The following is a 19,741-nucleotide window of genomic DNA, read 5'->3' on the forward strand; positions in this document are numbered from 1 at the left end:
TCGGCGCGGCTCAGTCCCAGGATTCGGCCGCGGCCGCGACCGGCAGGCGCTGACTGCGGACGATCTCGACGATCCGCGCCTGACTGACCCGCACTTCGATCCGGCCCTCTTCCAGCCCGCGCAAAGCCTGCAGCAGGGCGAACTCGGTATCGCTGAGGTTGACGATGTTGATGTCCGGTTCGCGGTCGCGGGGCGCGGTCGCGGCTCTGTCCGCGCGCCGTGCGGCGCTGCGTTTTCCGGCCTCCGCCGCGTTGCGGTTCACCGGGCGTCTCCTTCCAGGTTGAGCAACGTCGGCGTCGACGACGCGCGGGCGAATTCGGCCAGGCTGCGTCGATCGAGCACGTCGGAAATGGCGTCGCGCGCCTCGCGCATCAGCGCGCGCAGGGTGCAGCCGTCGGGGTCGCGGCAGTCGGAGCAGGGCCGGTAGGCGCTGACGCTGGCGCACAACACCGCGGCCAGCGGTCCGTCGATGGCGCGGATCAGGTCGCCGACCATGATGTGCTCGGGCGGCCGGGCCAGCGTATGGCCGCCCTTTTGCCCGCGCCGGCTGTCGATGAAGCCGGCCTCGCGCAGGTCGACCAGGATCGACTCCAGGAACTTGCCCGGCGCGCCGCTGTGTTGGGCGATGGTGCGGGCCTGCAGGCGCGGGCCGTCGGCGCGATCCGCCCCGGGCCGGCCGTGGGCGCGCGCCAGCGCGCACATCGCGCGCAGGGCGTACTTGGCCTTCATCGTCAGCATTTCCCAGTCTCCATGTAGGAAATGTGGCCGGGGCCGGGGGCGGAGGGAAAAGGTTTTGCCTCATCTGCATATGACGGGGCGGTATGTGGCGTGCGGGGCAGCGGGCGCGCGCTGTGCGGCCGTGTCGGATGGGCGGCGGACGTCCGTGGCGCCGGGGGCGGCGGGGATTGCGCGGTGGTCTTGGCGGCGCGGGGAAAGCCAAAAGGCCCAGCCGAAGCCGCTCCCCCCTGACCTGCCCTTTTCAACGGGGGGAGCCGCGCCGCGGCGGCTTGGGCACGCGCCGGGAACCGTGTCCTCGTCCGCGCCGAGCGGCAGCGGCTGTTCCTTGCCTTTCAAAAAGGCGGGCTAGGGGATTCGCCGTCGCTCTTGCTCCGCTCGGGAACGGCTTCGGCGATGCGCCGTGCCGACGCCGCAGAACGGCGACCGGCGGCCCCGCCGTGGCCGGACATCGGGCGGGTCGACCCCGGTCTGCGCGAGCCTGTGCGCGGACGAAGCCGTTACGATGAGCGCCAATGCGTTCTCTCGCCTCGCTTCCGCCGCTCGCCCGCACCTGTCTGTCGGTTCTCGCCGTCCTTGCCGCCGTGTGTTGGCTGGCGCCCGGGATGAGCCGTTACGGGCCGATCCTGCCCGACTGGGACGCGTTGTCGGCCGCGCCGGGCACGGCCGGGCATTGGTTCGGCACCGATGCGATCGGCCGCGACGTGTTCGCGCGCACGCTCGCCGGCGGGCGGCTGTCGCTCGGCATCGGCTTGTTGGCCAGCGTGGTCGCGCTGGCGATCGGGCTGGGCTACGGCGCGATCGCCGGCCTGGCCGGCGGCCGCACCGAGCGCGCGATGCTGCGCGTGCTGGACGTGTTCTCGGCGCTGCCGTTCCTGCTGGTGGTGATCTTGCTGCTGACCTTGTTCGAACGCTCGCTGTGGCTGTTGCTGGTCGCGATCGGCGGCTACGTCTGGATCGACCTGGCGCGGGTCATGCGCGCCGAGGCCGCGCGCCTGCGCGAAGCGCCGTTCGTACTCGCCGCGCAGGCGGCGGGGGCGAGCTTCGGCCAGCGCCTGCGCTGGCACGTGTTGCCGAACCTGCTGCCGCTGGCCTTCGTCTACCTCGGCCTGATCCTGCCGCAGGCCATCCTGGTCGAGAGCTTTCTCGGTTTTCTCGGCCTGTCGATCGACGAGCCGTCGTCCAGTTGGGGCGGTCTGCTCGCCGAAGGCGTGCAGGAGCTCGACAGCGCGCCGTGGACGCTGTTGTTTCCGGCCGGCTTCCTGGTGACCACGCTGGCCGCGTTCCAATTCCTCGGCGACGGCCTGCGCGACTGGCTCGACGTCAAGCGCAGCGCGCCGCGCGGCGAAGAGGCCGCGGCATGAACTCGGTCGCATTGCGCGGCCTGCACGTGAGCGCGAACGGCGGCGCGCGAGCGCTGCTCGGCCCGGTCGACCTGGAGTTGCACGCCGGCCAATGCCTGGGCGTGGTCGGCGAAAGCGGCAGCGGCAAAAGCCTGACCGCGCTGTCCCTGCTCGGCCTGCTGCCGCCGGGGCTGCAGGCGCGCGGCGAGCTGCGGGTCGACGGCGAAACCCTCGGCCTCGGCGGCGCGGCGCATGCGCGCCTGCGCGGCCGCGGCCTGGCCTGGGTGCCGCAGGACCCGCTGGCGGCGCTGCATCCGCTGCGCCGGGTCGGCGCGCAGCTGATCGAAACCCTGCGCACGGTACGCGGACTCGGCAAGGACGAGGCGCGGGCCCGGGCGCAGCATCTGTTCGAGCGCGTGCAATTGCCGGAGCCGGCGACGGCGTTGCAGCGCTATCCGCATCAATTCTCCGGCGGCCAGCGTCAGCGCATCGCCATCGCGCTGGCCCTGGCCACCGCGCCGCGGGCGCTGATCGCCGACGAACCGACTTCGGCGCTGGACGCGCGCATCGCCCGCGACATCCTCGATCTGCTCGACCGGCTGCGCCGCGAGGATGGCCTGGCCTTGCTGCTGATCAGCCACGACCTGCCCCTGGTCGGCGCCTACGCGCAGCGGTTGTTGGTGCTGCAGCGCGGCGTCGTGGTCGAGCAGGGCGAGGCCGCGCGCGTGTTCGCCGCGCCGGCGCAGGCCTACACGCGCGAACTGCTGGCCGCCGACCGCATCGAGGCTTTGCCGGAGGCGAGCTCGGACGCGCCGGTGTGGCTGCGCGGCGAAGGTCTGCGCATGCACTATCCGCGCGCGCCGCGGCCGGCCTTGGACGCGGTCGATATCGAGCTGCGCCGCGGCGAAGGGCTGGCGCTGGTCGGCGAAAGCGGCAGCGGCAAGAGCACGCTCGGCCGCGCCTTGCTGCGTTTGCTGCGCGGCGCGCAAGGCCGGGTCTGCGTCGACGGCGCGGATCTGGTCGGGTTGGACGCGGCCGCGCTGCGCCGCTGGCGGGCGCAGACCGGCGTGGTGTTCCAGGATCCGTATGCCTCGCTCGATCCGCGCCTGCGCGTGGCGCAGATCGTCGCCGAGCCCTTGCGCATCCACACCCGCTCGGACGCGGCGGCGCGCCGCGCGCGCGCCGCCGAGCTGCTGGCCGCGGTCGGGCTGGACGCTGCGATGCTGGACCGCTATCCGCACCAGTTCTCCGGCGGCCAGCGCCAGCGCATCGCGATCGCGCGCGCGTTGGCGACCGAGCCCAAACTGCTGGTCTGCGACGAAGCGGTGTCGGCGCTGGACGCGCACCATCGCGCCGCGATCCTCGCCCTGTTGGCGCGTCTCAAGCGCGAGCGCGGTCTGGCCCTGTTGTTCGTGACCCACGACCTGTCCGCGGCCGCGGCGGTGGCCGAGCGCATCGCCGTACTCGAAGCCGGGCGCATCGTCGAAACCGGACCCACCGCCCAGGTGCTGCGCGCGCCGCAGCACGCGCATACCCGCGCCCTGCTCGCGGCACGACCGCAGGCCTGACGCTGGGATCGGCGCGCGTGCGCCGATGCGGCGTCTATCCGGCGGCGTTCAGATGAAACCGCCGCCGAGGCCGAGCCGGACCACGCCGACCAAGATGGCGATGCCGTTGAGCCACAGCCCGGCCTTGGCGCGGGCGTTGTGCTCGCTGCGGGTGAACAGCAGGCCGATCGCGGCGATCACCGCGCCGATCGCGGCGAACGGGATCATGAACCAGTTGCCCCAGCCCAGGAACGGGATCAGGGCGGCGATCATCCACAGCACGGCGACGATGCCCCAGAGCAGACTGATCAAACCCATCGACGTGGCTCCGCAAGCGGCCGGATCGGCCATGCCTGCAACGTAATGTCTGTCCGGACGATTGCAAGTGCCGCAGGTCGGCGTGACCGACGGCGCGCTCAGCCGCCGTGCACGCCGTCGATCTCGACCCGCAGCTCGTGGCGGCAGATCGCCGCGTGCACCAGAATCCGCGGCACGCGCTCGCCGAAGCGCCGGTCCAGCGCTTCGGCCACCGGCGCCATGTCCTCGGCGTCGCGCACGTAGACCTTCAGTCGGGTGCCGGCGCCGAACGCGGCCGGCAACTGCGGCCGGCGCTGGCGCGCCGCCGCGAGCAGGCTGTCGAAATTGGCCAGGGTTTCCTCGAGCTGGGCCAGCACCGAGTCGGCGTGGCGCGACTCGTGGCCGACCACCGCCGCGGTGCCCGACAGCAGCAGCGGCATCGCCGCCGGCTGCGGCGGCAGCATCGCCCGGGCGAAACTTGGCGATTGCGGACCGTATTGGCGCGGGTAGCGGTAGGCGCTGACCTGGCGCGGATTCTCCAGCGGCGTACCGGCGCTGCGCGCGGCCAGCCAGTAGACCTGCAGCCGGCGCGCGCCGTCGACGCGGCCGATCGCGGTCGCCGCCGGCAGCTGCGCGGTGTCGAAGTCGCCCAGTCCGCGCGCGCGGCCGACGCAGAACACGCGATAACGTTCTTCGTCGCCGTGACCGAGGGTGATGCCGTCGAGGTAGTTCCAGATCCGCAGCAAATGCGGATAGCCGCGCTCGGCGGTGAAGGCGAGCAGCTTGCGGTACAGGTACTCGGCGGCGCGCGCGATCTCGCCGTTGGCGGCTTCGCCCGGCAGCGGCTCGGGTTCGTCGAACTCGATCACGCCGAACTGCAGCGCGCCGTCCTCGGACCAGGCCAGGTCGCCGTCGCGGCCCTTGCTGACCGGGCCGGTGCCGCGCCAGCGCTCCAGGCGGGCGTCGCCGAACGGCTCCAAGGCCACGCGCAGGTAACGCGGATCGTCGTGATGCGGGGCGCCCCCGCCGAAGCCGAACACCGCCAGGGTGTCGTCCTGCGCCAGCAGCGTCTCGGGCGCGGCGTCCAGATAGTCGACCTGCAGGCGCGGGCCGGCCAGCATCGTGGCGGCCGCGCTCACGGGTTGCCCCGCTGCAGCGTGTCGCCGCGGAAGTCGACGCCGACCTGGCGCTTGCGCCGCAGCCAGCCGCGCAGCGCCTGCGGCGCCATGCGCACCGCGGTCAGGGCGTAGATGAAACGAAACAGCCGCAAGCGGTTGAGCACCGCGCGGTTGTCGAAAACGTCGCCGGCGAGCATCGAGATGACCGCCTGCTCGACTTGCCAGAAGTTGCGTGGAGCGTTGAACAATTCGCGCATGACCGGGGTGGTGAAGCGATAGATGAACCACTGGAAATGTTTCAGGCCGCGCTTGAGCCGCACGGTCATTTCGTCCTGCAGCGCGGCCTCGCGGGCCGGTTCGCGCAGCGCGCCGTCGACCACGGCCGCGGCCTGCTCGCCGCTGTTCATGCCGAGGTAGACGCCGGAGGAAAACACCGGATCGACGAAGGCGTAGGCGTCGCCGACCATGACCCAGCCGGGGCCGGTCATGCGGCTGCAGGTGTAGGAATAGTTGCCGGTGACGTGGACCTCGCCGCAGCGCTGCGCGCCCTGCATGCGCGCCCACACCGAGGGCTCGGACTCCAGGGTCCGCATCAGGAAGGCTTCGCTGTCGCCGCGACGCTGCTTGAGGTACTCGGGGAAGCACACCGCGCCCACGCTCATCACTCCGCGCTGCAGCGGGATCAGCCACATCCAGCCGTGGGCGAAGCGCTGCACGGTGATGTTGCCGGCGTCTTCGCCCTCGCGGCGCTGGACGCCGGTGAAATGGCTGAAGATCGCCGCCGACTGGTGCAACGGATTCTTGCGCTTGAGCTTGAGCTGGCTGCCGAGGACGGTGTCGCGCCCGCTGCCGTCGACCAGATAGCGCATGCGCACCTGCAGCGCGGCGCCGTCGGCGCTGCGGGCATAGGCGAGGGCGGGGCGGCCGTCGGCGCCGAATTCGATCCGCTCGACCTTGACCTGCTCGCGTGCGTCGACGCCGTTGCCCTGGGCGTGACGGAACAGCAGTTGATCGAACTCTTCGCGCTTGACCTGGAAGGCGTAGCCGAACACCGGATCGAGCGCGCGTTCGAAACGGAAAGTGTTGTAGCGCTCGGCGTCGATCGGAAACTCGGCCCCGGGCTTGTGCACGCCGATCGCGCGCACCTGCTCGAACACGCCGAGGCGTTCGAGGATGGCGAGGTTCATCGGCAGCAGGGATTCGCCGATGTGGAAACGCGGGTGCCGGTCCTTTTCCAGCAACAGCACCTTCCAGCCCTTGCGCGCCAGCAGGGTCGCCGCGGTGGTGCCCGCCGGGCCGCCGCCGATCACCAGCACGTCGACCTCGAGGGTCTGCGCGGGCGCCTGGGCGGGGGCGGAAGCGGGGGCCGCGGCGGTCGCGCCAAGCGCGGATTCGGACGGAGTCATGCGCAAATCATAGCCTGCCGCCTCCGCCGGCTGTGCAGTCTGCGGCGTCGGGCCGCGCCGGTGGACCGCGTGCCCATGGGCTGCAAGTGCTTGATATGACAGGGACTGTCGCGCCATCGGCGGAGGCGTCGGGACGGCGGACGGCGCCGCCCGGTTGCGCCTGCGGCGCCGATGGCGGATCGTGACCGCCCTTCGTCATAGCCCCACCGGATCGTCCCGATGTCTGAACAAAACCCTGCCGAACGCGAACTGGCGCAGCTGCTGGTCGAGAGCCTGAACCTGGAAGACGTGGCGCCGGAGCAGATCGATCCGGAAGCGGCGCTGTTCAACGACGGCCTGGGCCTGGACTCGATCGACGCGCTCGAACTGGCGCTGGCGATCAGCAAGCGCTACGGCTTCCAGCTGCGTTCGGACAACGACGAGAACCGGCGCATCTTCGCATCGCTGCGCGCCCTGTCGGGCCACATCGAGCAACACCGCGCCGCCTGAGCGGCGCCGCGGCCGCTTCGTTTGCGTTCCCCGTTTCCGTTCCGGCCGCGCGCCGCCGTCCCGTGACCGCCTCTTCGTTCAGCGCCCCGGCGCGCTTGCTGCTCGCCGTCGCCTATCCGCTGCTGGCGCACTGGGCCAGCCACGACGGCGGCGGCGCGGTCGCGGCCCTGGCCCTGGCCGACCTGGTGCTGTTCGTCGCCATCGACGGCCTGTTGGGGCTGCGGGCGGCGGCGTGGGCGGCGGTGCTGGCGCTGTGCGCCGGCCTGGCCCTGGCGGCGCGCACGCCGTTGGCGCAGATGCTGTTGCTGGCGCCGCCGATGCTGTTCAACGCCTGGCTGGGCTGGTGGTTCGGGCGCAGCCTGCGCGCGCCGCGCGAGGCGCTGATCACCCGCATCGTCGCCGCCCTGCACGAACGTGCGCCGGCGGCGCTGGACCCGCCGCTGTACCGCTATACGCGCCGGCTGACCGCGCTGTGGGCGGCGGTGTTGCTGCTGTTGGCGTTGGTCAACGGCGCGTTGGCGACGATCGCCGTGCCCGACGGGCTGCTCGCCCGGCTCGGCCGCCCGCCGGCGTTCGCGATCACCCAGGAGCAATGGTCCTGGTTCGCCAACCTGCTGAACTACGGCATCGTCGGCGGCCTGTTCGCCGGCGAGTACCTGGTCCGGCGGCGCTTGTTCACTCAGCGTCCGGAGACCGGCTTCTTCGACTTCCTGCAGCGCATGGCCCGGCTCGGTCCGCGCTTCTGGCGCGACCTGTTTTCCTGAGTTCCGGCGTTGAACGCAGCGGGCCGGGCCCGCGCCGCCGACCGCTCCAGCGCCGCCACACAACCGGGCGCACGGCCAGCGGCGGCGGTCGCAGTTCCACACGGCCGTAGCGGCCGGTGCTTTATCCTTTCCCTACGATCCATCGCTCGCCGCCGCTCCGATCCCGCATGCGCTTCGTCATCGATTCCGACCATCCCTGCCTGCCGGGCCATTTCCCGGGCCGGCCGCTGGTGCCCGGCGTAGTGGTGCTGGAGCGGGTGATCGCAGCGATCGAGGCCGAGCACGGCCCGCTGCCGGGCCTGCGCCTGCCGCAGGTCAAGTTCGTGCAGCCCCTGTTGCCGCAGCAGAGCGCGCAGATCGAACTGGACGCGCTGGGCGCGGGGCGCTGGCGGTTCCGGGTGATGCGCGAAGCCGAACTGATCGCCAGCGGCGAAGCCGTCGCCGACGGGGCCGGCGCATGAGCGCGCACTGGAAGCAGCGTCCCGAGGGCGGCGGCCGGTTCGCGTTCCGATTGATCGCGTTCGTCGCCCGACGCGGCGGGCGGGTCCTGGCGCGCCTGACCCTGTATCCGATCGTGGCTTATTTCCTGGCCGTGCGCGGGCCGGAGCGGCGCGCCTCGCGCGCGTACCTGAGGCGTGTGCTCGACCGCCGGCCGGGCCTGCTCGACATCGCCCGCCACATCCACACCTTCGCCGCGACCATCCTCGACCGGCTGTACCTGCTGGGTGGGCGCATGCAGCCGTTCGACATCCGGGTCAGCGGCCTGGAGGCGCTGGAACGGCATCTCGACCGCGGCCAGGGCCTGCTGCTGTTCGGTTCGCACCTGGGCAGCTTCGAAGCGTTGCGGGTGCTGTCGCGGCAGCGGCCCGGGCTGAAGCTGCGGGTGTTGCTCGACCGCGGCCACAACCCGGCCCTGACCGAACTGCTGGACACGCTCGACCCGCAGATCGCGAGCACCGTGATCGACGCCGGCCAGGACGGGCCTTCGATCGTGCTGGCGATCAAGCAGGCCACCGACGAAGGCGCGATCGTGGCTCTATTGGTCGATCGCGTCGGCCCGGGCGAGCCCAGCGTCGCCGTCTCTTTCCTCGGCGCCAGCGCGGCGTTCCCGAGCGCGCCGTGGCTGATCGCGGCCGCGCTCAAGGTGCCGGTGGTGCTGGCCTTCGGCCTGTACCGGGGCGGTCCGCGCTACGACCTGATATTCGAAGCGTTCAGCGACGGTGTGGCGATCGAGCGGCCTAACCGCCCGGCTATCCTGGCCGCGCTGGTCCAGCGCTATGCCGAGCGGCTGCAACTGCACACCCGCAGCGCGCCCTACAACTGGTTCAACTTCTACGATTTCTGGCATGCCGATGACGATCAAGCCCTGCCTGTGGACGCTGACGCTGACGCTGCTGTGCGGCGCGGCGTCGCTGCACGCCGCTCCGGTTACTGAGCCGGCCGCCGCGCAGTCCGCGCCCGCGGGCGCGGCGACCGCCGTGCCGGGCGAAGCCGCAGCCGCCGATCCGGCCTGGATCTTGCCGCGCCTGGCGCAGCCGGTGCCGGCGCGCACCGATTTCGTCGAAGTGCGCGGCTCGGCCCTGCTGAAGGCGCCGCTGCGCCTGTCGGGCGAATACCGCCGGCCCGACGCGGCGACCCTGGTGCGGGAAGTGCGCGCGCCCTACGCGGAAACCACCACCATCCGCGCCGGCGCCAAGCCGGGCCAGGGCGAGGTCAGCATCGTCCGCCCGAACAAGCCGGCCAAGCGCTTCTCGCTGGCGCGCGCGCCCGAGCTGGTCGCGTTGCAGGCTAGTTTCGGCGCCCTGCTCGGCGGCGATCGCGCCCTGCTCGAGCAGCATTACCGCCTGGCTGCGGAGGGCACGCGCCGGCAGTGGGCGATCAGCCTGACCCCGAAAGACGCCGGCTTGGCGGCGCGCGTACGCGAGATCGTCCTGCTCGGCCGCGACGACGAATTGCGTTGCATCGAAACCCGGCCCGCGCGCGGCAGCGAACAGCAACGCACCTTGTTGGCGAGCGCGGCGCGCGCCGCCGCCAACGTCGCCGACGCCAGCCAGCTCGCGGCGCTGTGCCGCGGCCACGGCGCGGCGCGTTGATGACGCCCGCGCGCCGTATCGCGCTGGCCCTGCTGTGGCTGGCGGCGCTCGCCGTCGCCGGATGGGTGATCGGCCAGCGCCTGCAGCTCAGCGGCGACCTGCGCCGGTTCATGCCCACGGCGCAGACGCCGGCGCAGAAACTGCTGATCGACGAGCTCGGCGAAGGCCCGGGTTCGCGCTTGCTGCTATTGGCGATCGGCGGCGACGCGCCGCAGGCGCTGGCGGCGCAATCGCAGGCGCTGGGCCAGGCGTTGGCGGCGCAGGATGTGTTCAAGTTGGTCGCCAACGGTGCCGGGCAGGGCCTGGACGCCGTGCCCGAGCGCTTGCGTCCCTACCGCTATCTGTTGTCGCCGACGTTGGACGAGCAGACCTTCGACGCCGACTACTTGCGCGAACAGCTCGATCAGCGCGTGCAGGACCTGGGCTCGCCCGCCGGCGAGCTGATCGAGCCCTTGCTGCCCGGCGATCCGACCCTGGAGATGCTGCGCCTGGCCGAGGCCTGGCAGCCGGCGCAGGCGCCGCAGACCTTGCACGGGGTGTGGTTCGACCGCGCCGGCCGGCAGGCGCTGCTGGCGGTGGAAACCCGCGCCGCCGGCTTCGACCCCACCGGCCAGCACAGCGCGATCGAGGCGATCCGCAGCGCATTCGCAAGCGCCCGCGGCGCCAGCCCGGCGCAACTGACGATCAGCGGCCCGGGCGCGTTCTCGGTCGAGATCGGCGGCCGCACCCAGCGCGAGGCCAGCCTGATCGGGACCATCGACGGCATCGTCTTCGCCCTGCTGCTGTGGCTGGCTTACCGCAGCTGGAAAGTACCGCTGCTCGGTGGCCTGCCGCTGGCGACCGCCGGGCTGGCCGGCCTGGGCGCGGTGGCGGCGCTGTTCGACGGCGTGCACGGCATCACCGTCGCGTTCGGCTTCACCCTGATCGGCGTGGTCCAGGACTATCCGATCCATTTGTTCAGCCACCAGCGGCCCGGACTGTCGCCATGGGCCAGCGCGCGCAGCCTCTGGCCGACGCTCGGCACCGGCGTGGCCTCGACCTGCATCGCTTACCTGACCTTCTTCGTCTCCGGCGTCGACGGCCTGCAGCAGTTGGCGGTGTTCACCATCGTCGGCCTGGCGACCGCGGCGCTGACCACGCGCTTCGTGCTGCCGGCGCTGATCGACCCGGCACCGCGCGACGCCGCCGGCTCGCCCTGGCTGGCGCGGGCCTGGACGCGGCTGGCGCGCTGGCCGCGGATCGGCCTGGCCGGCAGCGCCTCGATCGCGGCGCTGGCGCTGGCGGCGATCGTGTTCGTGCCGGGGCCGTTCTGGCAGAACGACCTGGCCAAGCTGACCCCGGTGCCGGCCGACGCGCTGGCGCGCGACGCGCAGCTGCGCGAGGAACTCGGTGCGCCCGACGTGCGCTACGTGATCGCGATCGAACGCGGCGACGCCGAAGCCGCGCTGCAGGCGTCCGAAGCGCTGATGGCCGAGCTGCCGGCGCTGCGCCGGCGCGGCGCGATCGCCGGCTACGACCTCGCGGCGCGCTACCTGCCCAGCGCCAAGACCCAGCGCGAGCGCCAGCGTCGCCTGCCCGACGCCGCGGCGCTGCGCGGTGCGCTCGCCGCGGCGGTCGCCGACACGCCGTTCCGCAGCGATGCGTTCGGCGATTTTCTCGCCGACGTCGAGCGCGCCCGCGCGGCGCCGCCGCTGAGCGCGCGCGACCTCGCCGGTACGCCGTTGGCCGTCAGCGTCGACGGTCTGCTGCTGCAGCGCGCCGGCCATGCCACCGCGTTGGTGTCGCTGACCGGGCTGGCCGACCCGGCCGCGGTGGAGGCCGCCGCTCGCCGCCACGGCGGCCGACTGCTCGATCTCAAGCAGGCGTCCGAATCGTTGGTCGCCGACTACCGCGGCCGGGTGCTGATGGCGTTGGCGCTGGCCGCGGTGCTGTTGGCGGCGGCGGTGTGGATCGCGCTGCGCTCGCCACGGCGGGTGCTGCGGGTGCTGGCGCCGATGGCGTTGACCACGCTGTTGATCCTGGCCGTGCTGCGCCTGGCCGGGGTCGAGCTCAATCTGTTCCATCTGGTCTCGCTGATCCTCGCCGCCGGCCTGGGCCTGGACTACGCGCTGTTCTTCGATCACGCCGGCGACGACCGCGCCGAGCAATTGCGCACCCTGCATGCGGTGATCGTGTGCAGCCTGACCACGCTGCTGGTGTTCGCCCTGCTGGCGCTGTCGTCGATACCGGTGTTGCGCGCGATCGGCGTCACCGTCGCGCTGGGCGTGGCCGCGAACTTCGCGCTCGCGCTGTTGATCGTGCGCGCGCCGGCGGCGGCCGCGACGGAGGGCGCGCATGCGCACGCGTGAGGCCATCGCCGCGTTGATCCCGCACCAAGGATCGATGTGCCTGTGGGAAGAAGTGGCCGAATGGGACGAGGCTTCCATCGTCCTGCTCAGCCACGGCCACCGCGATCCCGCGCATCCGCTGCGCCGCGACGGTCGCCTGCACGCCGTGCATCTGTGCGAGTACGGCGCCCAAGCCATGGCCGTGCACGGCGGGCTGCTCGCCGTGCGAGCCGGCGGGGCGGCCAAGCCCGGCGTACTGGTGGCGCTGCGCGGCGTACGCTTGCATCGGGCGCGGATCGACGACCTGGCCGGCGCGCTGGAAGGGCGCGCGCGGCAACTCGCGGCCGGCGCCGACAGTTGGCAGTACGAGTTCGAGATCGCGCACCAGGGCCGGCTCGTCGCCAGCGGCCGCGCCGCGGTGATGGCGCGCGGCGACTGAGCGCCGCACGCGAGGACCGGTTCACGGCCGCGGCGCGGCCGCGTTTGCGTGGGTAACCTCGCCCCAGACGCGCGCCGATGCCGTTCCAGTTTCACTTCGAAAACCCGCATGCGCTGCACGAGGACGGCCGGATCGGCCACGAGTTCCGCCTGCGCCTGGCGTTCGCGCACCGCGAGGGCGCGCGGCTGCACTGGATCGAGCGCAGCGACCGGCCTTACGACGAGGACATGCTGGCCGGCCGTTGGGTCGACATGCATGCGGTCGCCGGCGCGCGGCTGGCGACGTTCCTGCCGTGGCTGGAAACCTCGGCCGCGAGCGGCGCGGTGGAGCTGGACTTCGTCCATCGCGTCGGCCTGCGGCGCCGGCCGCTGGCGCAGCGTCGGCTGGAATGGTGGGTGCTGGCGTTGGACGGCCCGGACCCGGACGACCCCGACGATGAGGAGCGCGACTGGGCGCTGTGGTGCGGCGAGCAACGTCTGCAGTGCGACGGCGCCGGCATCGCGATCGCGCACGATCTCGAGGAAGTCGAGCGTCGGCACGGTCGCGGCCGGCCGCCGTATCCGCCCGGGTTCGCGCCGCCGGATTGAATGCGTCGGAAACCGGAGGCGAGAAGCGAAGAACGAGCGTCGAGCGCAGCCGGCGATCCACGACGGGACTCGCCGCTGGCATCGTTGCGCTCGCTTCCCGTTCCGCCCGCATCCGGGGACAATCGGGCTTTGCCGATCGGAGCCGCCCGCATGTCCCAGCCGCTTTCCGCGCCGCGCCGCGTCCTGGTCACCGGCGGCAGCGGCGATCTCGGCGGCGCGATCTGCCGTCGTCTGGCCGGCGCCGGCTGGCAGGTGATCGTGCACGCCAGCGCCGGCCTGGAACGCGCCGAAGCGCTGGCCGCGCAGATCCGCGCCGGCGGGGGCGCGGCCGAGGCGGCGGCGTTCGACGTCGCCGACGGCGAGGCCGCGCGCGCGGCGCTGGAGCGTCTGCTCGAGGCCGGGCCGATCCAGGGCGTGGTCAACAACGCCGGCATCCACGACGACGCGCCGATGGCGGGCATGAGCGCGGCGCAATGGACGCGGGTGATCGACGTGTCCCTGCACGGTTTCTTCCACGTCACTCAGCCCTTGTTGCTGCCGATGGCGCGCACGCGCTGGGGACGCATCGTCAGCGTGTCGTCGGTCGCGGCGGTGCTCGGCAATCGCGGCCAGACCAACTACGCTGCGGCCAAGGCGGCGCTGCACGGCGCGTCGAAATCGCTGGCGCGCGAGATGGCCAGCCGCGGCATCACCGTCAACGTGGTCGCGCCGGGCGTGATCGAGGGGCGGATGGCGGCCGGGGCTTTTCCGCCCGAGGCGATCAAGCAGATGGTGCCGGCCGGCCGCGCCGGCCGCGCCGACGAGGTCGCCGCGCTGGTCGCGTTCCTGTGTTCGGACGATGCCGGTTACATCAACGGCCAGGTGATCGGCGTCAACGGCGGCATGGGCTGAGTCGCGAGCGGTGGGCGCGCCGCCGCCCGCGGCGGACGGCGCGCGATCGCGTGGCCGCGACGGATCAGAAGCCGGTTTGCCAGGTCACCGACAGATTGCTCAGGTACAAGGTGTAATCGCGGTTCGATGTGGTCGAGGGCGCGATGTAGTAGCCGGTTTTGTTCGGGTAGCCGGCCAAGCCGCCGGGGTAATGCGCGGCCGCGTTGTAGGTCTGGCCCTGGATCGGCGCCAGCGTGGCGCTGTCGGTCACTTGGTACTGGATCGCCCCGGCATCGGAGACCTTCACCGTCACCCGATAGGAAAGGTTGTTCTGCATCGGGATCGGGTCTTGGAACTTGTCGTTCGGATCGTAGCTGCGACCGAGGCTCTCCATTGAGACGCATGAATTCGGGACGGATGCGTGGTTCCGCGCCGCTTGGCCTTGGACGAGCCGGACGGCGTGCGGCGAGGACACGCGCATCAAGCCATGCCGCGGTCGCAGGCGCGGTGACCGGCGTCGGAATGCGCGACGCGGCGCACCTGCCGGCCGCGTCGCAGGTGCGGCTGTGCCGGCCGTCGCCGGTCGGCGACCGCTCGCCGGGCCCTCACCCGGCGCTGCGCCGCGCGGCGTAGCATGGGCCGTCCGCCGCGCAATCCGCCGGGAGATCTCCATGCCGCGCACCCTGCTTGTCGTCCTGTCCGCGCTTGTGCTGTCCGCCTGCGCCAGTTCCCATGTCCTGACCGGGCGGCCGCGGCCGCCGGTGCCGGTCTCGCAGGTGCGGGTGTACTTCGCGCCGCCGCCGGGCCGCTACGAGGAAATCGCCCTGTTGCAGAGCAATAGCGGCCCGTTCACCTACGGCGAACAGAACAAGATGGACTCGGTGATCGGCAAGCTGCGCAACGAGGCCGCCAAGCTCGGCGCCAACGGGGTGCTGTTCCAGGGCACCGAAGACGGTTACGGCGGCGGCGGGGTCAGCGTCGGCGCCGGCGGCGGCCGCATCGGCGGGCGCAGCTACACCGGCGGCGGGGTCGGCATCGACATCAGCCCGCGGCAGAAATTCGCCCACGGCGTGGCGATCTACGTGCTGGATCCGCCGCCGCTCAGCGATCCGGGACCGCAAGGCCCGCCGCCGCGTCCCTGAGTCAGGCAGGCGCCGGGGATCAGCGCAGGTGGGTCTGCGGCTTGGCCGGCGCGGAGGCGAATTCGCCGCTGGGATCGTCGATCAGCGGCGGATTGGCGCGGATGCTGCGGTACATCGCCGGTACGCCGCCGCGGCGCAGGCACTGCAGCACGATGTGCGAAGTGATGCGGGTGAAGTCGCGCAGCGGCTTGAAATGGCTGGCGCGGAACTGCTCGTCCGAATCCTGGCTCCGGTAGCGCGATTCGATCGGCACCGAGACGCAGCGCGTGCCCAACTGCTGCGCCGCCGACATCAGGATCTGCGCCTCGAACACGAAGTCTTCGCCGGGCACCTCGCGCAAGGCCATGACTTCGGCCGGGTACAACCGCTGCCCGCTCTGGCTGTCGGCGATCTGGTAGCCGGTGCCCCAGGCCACGCCCCAATCGCCGAAATTGTTGGCCAGCCGGCGGTAGGTCGGTTGCGCCGCGCGCTTGCGCAGGCGCGCGCCGATGACGATGTGGCCGGGATGGCGATTGGCGCTGTCGATCAGGCGCGCGATGTCGCCGGCCGAATGCTGGCCGTCGCCGTCCATGGTGACCGCGGCCAGAAAGCCGCGCCGCAAGGCTTCGGCGAAACCGTCGCGCAGGCTGGCGCCCTTGCCCTGGCGCTGGGCGTGGCGCAACACGGTCACCGGCAGATCGGCGATGCGCTCGCCGGTGCCGTCGTCGGAGCCGTCGTCGATCACGATCACGTGCGGGCACTGCGCCAGCGCGCCTTCCACGACCTCGCGGATGCGCAGGGCTTCGTTGAGCGCGGGAATCACCACGGCGACGTTGTTGCGGTCCAGCCGCGCGGCGCGCGGTCGGTCGGCGGCGTTGCCCGGGGCGGCTGCGTCGCGTCGCGGCGACCCGGCGAGATCAGTCATGGGCGAACTCCACCCGCAGAATCCGGCCGGCGCCCGCCGGCAGTGCGAGCCGATCATGGCCCGAGGCCAGGGCGTCGAACAAGGCCAACATCGGCGCGCCGGCGTTGCCGGTTTCGCGTCCAGACAGCTTGCCGCCGTTGGGCCAAGCGGGCTCGCCATCGGCGTCGTCCATCCACGCGGACAGGCGCGGCCCGTGCGCCGCGGACGACACGTGCGCCAGCACCAGCGCGGCGCCCAGCAGGCCGCGGCTCGGCGCCACTTCCTGCAGCGGGCCGGTGGCTGCGCCGTCGTAGCCGACCAGCAGCACCGCTTCGTCGCCGGCGGCGAGTTGCGCCAGCGCTTCGATCAGGCCCTGGGCGAAGCTGGCTTCGAGCGCGCTGATCGCGGTCGCCGGGCGCATCGCACCGGCGCCGATGGTCCAGTAGCCGGCGGCGGCGTTGTGCACCGAGTTGTGGAAGCGGGTCGGCGAGATCGTGCGCGGCTCGCGGGCAAGGGTGGCGCACATGTAGTCGGTGATGGCGATGTCGCCGTGGCTGGAGGCGAACACCGACGGCAGGCTGGCCGGATCGCGGCCGGCGTCCTGGCAGGCCGCCAGGGCCACTTCCAGCGCCACCGCGACCGTATCCGGCGCGCGCCGGCGCTCGTTCGGCGCCAGCAACTGCGGCGAGGGCCGGCTCGGCGCCGCTTCGGCGTCGCTGCCGTGGGCGACGAACTCGCGCGCCGCCGCCCACGAGGGCAGGCCGCGACTCCAGTAACCGATGCCTTCGACGATGGCGCTCAGGCCGGCAGACGCGCCGGTGCGGGGTTGCGTGACGGCGGAACTCATGCGCGGCCGAACACCAGCGAGCAATTGTTGCCGCCGAAGCCGAAGGAATTGTTCATGGCGTAGCGGATCTCGGTGCGGGCGTCGGCGAAACGGATCTGCGGGCCGTTGCCCGGGTCCGGCGCGACGCTGTTGAGCGTGCCCGGCAGATGACCGCGCTCGAGCGCGAGCAGGGCGATCGCCGATTCGACGATGCCGGCCGCCCCGAGCGTGTGCCCGGTCCAGCCCTTGGTCGAACTGGCGTGCAGGCCGGGCGGGAACAGCCCGGCCACCGCCAGCGCCTCGATCGAATCGTTGGCCGGCGTGGCGGTGCCGTGCAGGTTGAGATAGCCGACCTGGCCGGCGTCGATGCCGGCGCGGGCGAGAGCGTCGCGCATCGCCAGCCGCGCGCCCAGGCCTTGCGGATGCGGCGAGGACATGTGGTGGGCGTCGCTGGACTCGCCGTAGCCGCACAGTTGCAGCGCGGCCTCGTCGCCGGCGTCGAGGCGTTCGAGCACGGCGAAGCCGCCGGCCTCGCCCAGCGACAACCCGTCGCGCTGCGCGTCGAACGGGCGGCAGGGCGCAGTCGACACCAACTGCAGCGAGTTGAAGCCGAACAGCACGCTGCCGCACAAGGTGTCGACGCCGCCGACCAGGGCCGCATCGGCGAGCCCGGCGCCGATCAGGCGCGCGGCCTGGGCGAACACTTTGGCGCTGGACGAGCAGGCCGTCGCCACGGTCACGCAGGGGCCGCGCAGGCCGGTGGCCGCGGCGACGAAGGCGCCGAGCGAATGCGGGGTATGCAGGGACGGCCGTGCCAGGTCCTCAGGAAAGCGACCGTCGTCGCCGAGCCGCGCATAGGCCTCCTCGGTGGCGCCGATGCTCGAGGTCGAGGTGCCGACGATCACCGCGACCCGCTCGGCACCGTGGCGCGCGACGGCGGCGGCGATCGCCGTTTCCATGCCGTCGGCTTGCAGGCTCAGCCAGGCCAGGCGATTGTTGCGGCAGTCCCAGTCGGCCAGAGGCGCCGGCAGGGCGGCCTCCTCCAGCCCCTCGACCCGACCGATCCAGCAGTCCAGCGGTGCTTCGCCCGGCGCCAGCGGCACCAGATCGTTGCGGCGCAGGCCGCTGCGGCGCTCGCGCAGGGCCTGAGCCTGGGCCTCCAGGCCGCGGCCGAGCGCGGTGGTGGCGGTATAGGCGCGGACCGCCAACGGCGGCATCGGAGCGGGTGCGGACGTCACGTAGTCGGTAGAATCGGGCGAGGGGAACCGCCGGCAGTATAGCGAGGGGGCCGCGGGGCCCGCCGGACCGCCCCGGCGGGGCGCGCTGAACGCTTCATCGGCCGCCGCCGCGCGCACCCGGGTTTTCGTCCACACAGGTCGCCGAGGTTTTCGCGCCGCATCGCATGAGCAGTCGCCTGTCCCATCGCCTGTCGTTGTTCGGCGACCGCGACGTGCTGCACGTCGCGGCGGTGGCGTCGGCCGCCTGCGTGCTCAGCGCCGGCCTGGTCTACGTCGGTTACTTCGTCCATGTCCTGCGGGTGGCGCGCAATGCGCCCTGTCAGCCCGAGCGCGGCGAGTGCGTGTTGCTGTTCGGCAAGCACGCGCCGGGCGGACGCCTGGACCACGATTTCGAAGCGCGCCTGGACCGTGCGGTGTCGTTGTGGCGCGAACGGCCGCCGGCCAGCGTGGTCCTGCTCGGCGGCGGCGCCGACGACGAGCCCACCGAAGCCGAGCTGGCCCGTTCCGGGCTGCTCGCGCGGGGGCTGTCCGCCGATGCGCCGTTGCGTCTGGAGGCCGAATCGCGCGACACCCTGCAGAACCTGCGCAACGCCCGCGCACTGCTCGGCGAGGGCATGCGCTCGCGGGTGACCCTGCTCAGCAGCCGCTACCATTTGGCGCGTTGCGCCTTGTTCGCGCGCCAGCTCGGCTACGACTGGGAACTGTGCGCGGCCGAGCCGCGGCTGCAGCTGAGCCCGCGCATGCTGTTGCGCCTGGCCGGCGAAGCGGCCTACGTGTGCATGAGCGACATCGGCGCGCGCTGGGCGCGGCTGATCGGCAACCGGCGCATGCTCGAGCGGATTCGCTGATTCGCTGATTCGCTGATTCGGGATTCGGGATTGGGGATTCGGGATTGGGGATTGGGGATTGGGGATTGAGGATTGGGGCGATGCTGCGGGCGCACATCGCCGGGGCGGTCCGTGCGGGGGCGACGGATGTCGTTTTTCCTTGTTTTCCAGGTTTTTTTACGGGTCCCGGACGGTACGGCGGCGGCGTCGCCCGATTCCGGGGCGGGGGCCGCGTTGCGAAGCCGCTCACGGTTTGCGTGCGTGGCGGCGAAGGCCGCGCGGGCATGGGCTAGAGTCGGGGCAGCTTCGCTGCGGGCGTACGGAGGTACGCGCGGTACGCCGCGAAGCGCTCGTGCGCGGAGTCGCCGTCGGTGTCTCTCCGCGCGTCGCAACGCGTCGTTCAAGGAGAGCCATCGTGAAGCAATCCAGTACCGCGAAAGCGTCCGCACCGGTCGTCGCACCGGTCCCGCGCGTCAAGCTGCAACCGACTTCGGCGCCGCTGAGCAAGCACGCGCCGGCCTCGGCCTCGGCCTCGTACGCGCCGCGTTCGTGCAGTCGTTTCATCTACTGCGTCTGATCCTGCGTCCCTGGCTGCGGCGCATCCGCGCTGCGGCTCGCCAACCGTCGAAGGAGATGGTCCGATGAAGATGAAGAAGTCCAAGCCCGCCCCGACCACCGCGTCCAAGCAGCGCCAGGCCGTACCGGCGCTGGCGATCGGCGAACTGCGCAAGCAGGCCGCTTCCGGCGCGAGCTTCGTGCCGGCCACCTGCCGCCGCATCTATTGCATTCCGTGAGCGGCACCGCGGCCGG

The 19,741-nt window shown here is 72.3% G+C and carries 24 protein-coding genes; 15 read left to right on the forward strand and 9 right to left on the reverse strand.

The genetic code is table 11. The annotated features are described in order from the left end of the window. Nucleotides 1-10 precede the first annotated feature (10 nt). Both V2J18_RS01165 and V2J18_RS01170 read right to left on the reverse strand, forming a co-directional pair. The gene (locus V2J18_RS01165; protein ID WP_336130652.1) at nt 11-262 is read right to left on the reverse strand and encodes a hypothetical protein; all 252 of its coding nucleotides are present in this window, start codon (nt 260-262) and stop codon (nt 11-13) included. Beyond that, nucleotides 259-738, reverse strand: a complete 480-nt coding sequence (locus V2J18_RS01170; RefSeq protein WP_336130653.1) for an RrF2 family transcriptional regulator — start codon at nt 736-738, stop codon at nt 259-261. Before V2J18_RS01170 ends, V2J18_RS01165 begins: the two co-directional genes overlap by 4 nt. Before the next feature lie 602 nt (nt 739-1,340). Between V2J18_RS01170 and V2J18_RS01175 the strand changes: the two genes are divergently transcribed. Both V2J18_RS01175 and V2J18_RS01180 read left to right on the forward strand, forming a co-directional pair. Next, nucleotides 1,341-2,099, forward strand: coding sequence for an ABC transporter permease (locus V2J18_RS01175; protein WP_064746045.1), 759 nt, complete (start codon nt 1,341-1,343; stop codon nt 2,097-2,099). Beyond that, nucleotides 2,096-3,646 carry a dipeptide ABC transporter ATP-binding protein gene (locus V2J18_RS01180; RefSeq protein WP_336130654.1) on the forward strand — a complete coding sequence of 517 codons (1,551 nt, stop codon included), beginning with the start codon at nt 2,096-2,098 and terminating at the stop codon, nt 3,644-3,646. The genes V2J18_RS01175 and V2J18_RS01180 overlap by 4 nt, the downstream gene beginning before the upstream one ends. A 48-nt stretch (nt 3,647-3,694) precedes the next feature. Here V2J18_RS01180 and V2J18_RS01185 read toward each other — a convergent pair whose 3' ends face one another. From V2J18_RS01185 to V2J18_RS01195, 3 genes are all read right to left on the reverse strand, one after another. Beyond that, nucleotides 3,695-3,943, reverse strand: coding sequence for a hypothetical protein (locus V2J18_RS01185; protein ID WP_064746073.1), 249 nt, complete (start codon nt 3,941-3,943; stop codon nt 3,695-3,697). A gap of 98 nt (nt 3,944-4,041) precedes the next feature. Then, nucleotides 4,042-5,043 (reverse strand): chorismate transformation FkbO/Hyg5 family protein, encoded by a 1,002-nt coding sequence (locus V2J18_RS01190; RefSeq protein WP_064746074.1) that lies wholly within the window; start codon nt 5,041-5,043, stop codon nt 4,042-4,044. A gap of 14 nt (nt 5,044-5,057) precedes the next feature. After that, nucleotides 5,058-6,446 (reverse strand): NAD(P)/FAD-dependent oxidoreductase, encoded by a 1,389-nt coding sequence (locus V2J18_RS01195; protein ID WP_336130655.1) that lies wholly within the window; start codon nt 6,444-6,446, stop codon nt 5,058-5,060. A gap of 219 nt (nt 6,447-6,665) precedes the next feature. Here V2J18_RS01195 and V2J18_RS01200 point away from each other — a divergent pair, with 219 nt between their 5' ends. From V2J18_RS01200 to fabG, 9 genes are all read left to right on the forward strand, one after another. After that, the gene (locus V2J18_RS01200) at nt 6,666-6,935 is read left to right on the forward strand and encodes a phosphopantetheine-binding protein (RefSeq protein ID WP_064746051.1); all 270 of its coding nucleotides are present in this window, start codon (nt 6,666-6,668) and stop codon (nt 6,933-6,935) included. Between the two features lie 62 nt (nt 6,936-6,997). Continuing rightward, a complete protein-coding gene (locus V2J18_RS01205; protein WP_336130656.1) occupies nt 6,998-7,699 on the forward strand; it encodes a COG4648 family protein in 702 nt (233 codons plus the stop codon). Nucleotides 7,700-7,866: 167 nt separating this feature from the next. Next, nucleotides 7,867-8,160, forward strand: a complete 294-nt coding sequence (locus V2J18_RS01210; RefSeq protein ID WP_064746053.1) for an ApeI family dehydratase — start codon at nt 7,867-7,869, stop codon at nt 8,158-8,160. Continuing rightward, complete coding sequence (locus tag V2J18_RS01215; RefSeq protein ID WP_336130657.1) at nt 8,157-9,134, forward strand: lysophospholipid acyltransferase family protein; 978 nt, start codon at nt 8,157-8,159, stop codon at nt 9,132-9,134. The genes V2J18_RS01210 and V2J18_RS01215 overlap by 4 nt, the downstream gene beginning before the upstream one ends. After that, a complete protein-coding gene (locus tag V2J18_RS01220) occupies nt 9,046-9,792 on the forward strand; it encodes a LolA-related protein (RefSeq protein ID WP_336130659.1) in 747 nt (248 codons plus the stop codon). The genes V2J18_RS01215 and V2J18_RS01220 overlap by 89 nt, the downstream gene beginning before the upstream one ends. Beyond that, the gene (locus V2J18_RS01225; RefSeq protein ID WP_336130660.1) at nt 9,792-12,140 is read left to right on the forward strand and encodes an MMPL family transporter; all 2,349 of its coding nucleotides are present in this window, start codon (nt 9,792-9,794) and stop codon (nt 12,138-12,140) included. The genes V2J18_RS01220 and V2J18_RS01225 overlap by 1 nt, the downstream gene beginning before the upstream one ends. Beyond that, nucleotides 12,127-12,558, forward strand: coding sequence for a hotdog family protein (locus V2J18_RS01230; RefSeq protein WP_064746058.1), 432 nt, complete (start codon nt 12,127-12,129; stop codon nt 12,556-12,558). The genes V2J18_RS01225 and V2J18_RS01230 overlap by 14 nt, the downstream gene beginning before the upstream one ends. Before the next feature lie 77 nt (nt 12,559-12,635). Beyond that, entirely contained in the window at nt 12,636-13,145 is a 510-nt protein-coding gene (locus V2J18_RS01235) for a hypothetical protein (protein ID WP_064746059.1), read from the forward strand. Between the two features lie 150 nt (nt 13,146-13,295). Beyond that, the gene (gene fabG / locus V2J18_RS01240) at nt 13,296-14,036 is read left to right on the forward strand and encodes a 3-oxoacyl-ACP reductase FabG (protein ID WP_336130661.1); all 741 of its coding nucleotides are present in this window, start codon (nt 13,296-13,298) and stop codon (nt 14,034-14,036) included. Between the two features lie 64 nt (nt 14,037-14,100). On the opposite strand, the gene V2J18_RS01245 is transcribed toward fabG, so the two are convergent. Then, the gene (locus tag V2J18_RS01245) at nt 14,101-14,409 is read right to left on the reverse strand and encodes a hypothetical protein (RefSeq protein ID WP_064746061.1); all 309 of its coding nucleotides are present in this window, start codon (nt 14,407-14,409) and stop codon (nt 14,101-14,103) included. Between the two features lie 277 nt (nt 14,410-14,686). Here V2J18_RS01245 and V2J18_RS01250 point away from each other — a divergent pair, with 277 nt between their 5' ends. Beyond that, complete coding sequence (locus V2J18_RS01250) at nt 14,687-15,157, forward strand: DUF4156 domain-containing protein (protein ID WP_064746062.1); 471 nt, start codon at nt 14,687-14,689, stop codon at nt 15,155-15,157. 19 nt (nt 15,158-15,176) lie between these two features. Here V2J18_RS01250 and V2J18_RS01255 read toward each other — a convergent pair whose 3' ends face one another. The 3 genes from V2J18_RS01255 to V2J18_RS01265 are packed head-to-tail and all read right to left on the reverse strand — an operon-like array spanning nt 15,177 to nt 18,083. Further along, entirely contained in the window at nt 15,177-16,061 is an 885-nt protein-coding gene (locus V2J18_RS01255) for a glycosyltransferase family 2 protein (protein ID WP_336130662.1), read from the reverse strand. Then, nucleotides 16,054-16,887 (reverse strand): beta-ketoacyl synthase chain length factor, encoded by an 834-nt coding sequence (locus tag V2J18_RS01260; protein ID WP_064746063.1) that lies wholly within the window; start codon nt 16,885-16,887, stop codon nt 16,054-16,056. Before V2J18_RS01260 ends, V2J18_RS01255 begins: the two co-directional genes overlap by 8 nt. Continuing rightward, a complete protein-coding gene (locus V2J18_RS01265; protein ID WP_336133032.1) occupies nt 16,884-18,083 on the reverse strand; it encodes a beta-ketoacyl-[acyl-carrier-protein] synthase family protein in 1,200 nt (399 codons plus the stop codon). The genes V2J18_RS01260 and V2J18_RS01265 overlap by 4 nt, the downstream gene beginning before the upstream one ends. 185 nt (nt 18,084-18,268) lie before the next feature. Between V2J18_RS01265 and V2J18_RS01270 the strand changes: the two genes are divergently transcribed. The 3 genes from V2J18_RS01270 to V2J18_RS01280 all read left to right on the forward strand — a co-directional run bounded on the left by V2J18_RS01270 (nt 18,269) and on the right by V2J18_RS01280 (nt 19,725). After that, nucleotides 18,269-18,952 carry a YdcF family protein gene (locus tag V2J18_RS01270; protein ID WP_064746065.1) on the forward strand — a complete coding sequence of 228 codons (684 nt, stop codon included), beginning with the start codon at nt 18,269-18,271 and terminating at the stop codon, nt 18,950-18,952. A 394-nt stretch (nt 18,953-19,346) separates the two neighbouring features. Then, nucleotides 19,347-19,508 carry a hypothetical protein gene (locus V2J18_RS01275; RefSeq protein WP_336130663.1) on the forward strand — a complete coding sequence of 54 codons (162 nt, stop codon included), beginning with the start codon at nt 19,347-19,349 and terminating at the stop codon, nt 19,506-19,508. 64 nt (nt 19,509-19,572) lie between these two features. Further along, entirely contained in the window at nt 19,573-19,725 is a 153-nt protein-coding gene (locus tag V2J18_RS01280) for a hypothetical protein (RefSeq protein WP_186442485.1), read from the forward strand. Nucleotides 19,726-19,741 lie beyond the last annotated feature (16 nt).

Origin of the sequence: Lysobacter firmicutimachus, assembly GCF_037027445.1 — a bacterium.
GTDB classification, from domain to species: Bacteria; Pseudomonadota; Gammaproteobacteria; order Xanthomonadales; family Xanthomonadaceae; genus Lysobacter; species Lysobacter firmicutimachus.